This is a genomic window from Peptoniphilus stercorisuis, assembly GCF_017874395.1.
In the GTDB taxonomy this organism is placed as follows: Bacteria; Bacillota; Clostridia; order Tissierellales; family Peptoniphilaceae; genus Anaerosphaera; species Anaerosphaera stercorisuis.
This window is the reverse complement of sequence record NZ_JAGGLJ010000035.1, coordinates 1-1385: the sequence shown is the minus strand read 5'-3', so window position 1 is coordinate 1385 and position 1385 is coordinate 1. Positions and strand designations below refer to the sequence as shown.

Below are 1385 nucleotides of genomic sequence, written 5' to 3'. Positions count from 1 at the left end.
TAGGTAGTTGCAGAATAGGAATTTGATATTTAAGGATACTTATCCCCAATTAAAATCTTTAATGGGCAAATAAAATAGCTAAATTACTAAGTTGCTAACAAAAATAGGCTCAGCAAATAAAAGATTAAACCTAATCTTCCGGATTTGTTTTAATATATATTTGTTAATTAAGCGATTAAAGATTTGATGGCTAAAGGGTTTTTAGATTTACCAGTTTTAAAGATAAGAATAAATGCTATCAATTGTGAAATACATGCAAGTAATATATCTGATTTTAACGATATGGTATTTCTAACCTTAGAGATTTTGATTTGAATAAAGTTTTTAATTTGACAAATTGATCTTTCACAAATAGTTCTAAGCTTGTACAGCTTTTGCCACTTGAGACTATCTCTAGGCATAGAAGTATTGAACCTGTAATTGTGATGAATAGTAAGGTTTTTAGTACGTCCACACTTTGAGGAAGTACAAGGGTTTTCACAACTTAAAACATATTGGGTTTTGCCATTAACAGTAGTTTTTTTAGACTTAGGACAAAGATATTTAACTCTATCAGCTCTACCTTTTTCTCTACAAACACCATCATAAACCATTGGTAAAGAGGAGTCATTAGGACAAAGAGGAATCCCAATTTCATTAAAACCAGGCTGTGGTAAATCCTTAGAATTACGAGTATTTAAGCTGATAATAGGCATAATTTCTTTTTCATGAAGATAGGCATAATTATCATCAGCATCAAAACCAGCATCGCCTAAAAAGTATTTATATGAAAAATCAGGATGTAATTGAAAGTGAGTTTCTAAAGCAGGAATCAAAGACTTAGCATCAAAAGAATCCTTAATATCCTGAGGTCTTAAATCCTTGGAAAGAGAATTATCACTATTAAAGAAATTAATATCTCTAACAAGCCCAAGAGCATTAGTAGAAATAATACACTTTAAAAAATATCCAAAATGACCATTGAGATAAGTAAGTTTTGCATCAGGATTAGAAGAAGCAAACTTAGGCATTTGGCCTTGTGCATACTTTTCAATATCGAAACCTGGATTAGGATTATCCTTAGCAAATGAATTATAAAAAGTCTTAGATTTTTTAAGTTGTGATTGATAAAACTTAGGATTGTTTTCAGTAACATAAGCTTCAATACCAGTAGTATCGGTAATTAGAATAGAAGATAAAAAAGAATTAACTTCTTTAGATATATCCTCTGTTTTATCAACAAGATTATGAAATAGTTCATTAAGATCATCTAAATACTCTGATTTGAACCTAGAGAACTGTGATTTATGGGGAACCTTTAAAAAACCGCAAAACTTACGAAGTTCAGAAGATATAGATAAAAATGTAATCAAAAGATCTACAGAAGGTATAGCTAAGATGTTTTT

The 1385-nt window shown here is 29.7% G+C and carries 1 protein-coding gene; it reads right to left on the bottom strand.

Annotation, left to right across the window (positions count from 1 at the left end):
• Nucleotides 1-167 precede the first annotated feature (167 nt).
• A partial coding sequence (locus tag J2Z71_RS08895) for a hypothetical protein (RefSeq protein WP_210062301.1) occupies nt 168-1385 on the bottom strand: 1218 nt, incomplete at its 5' end.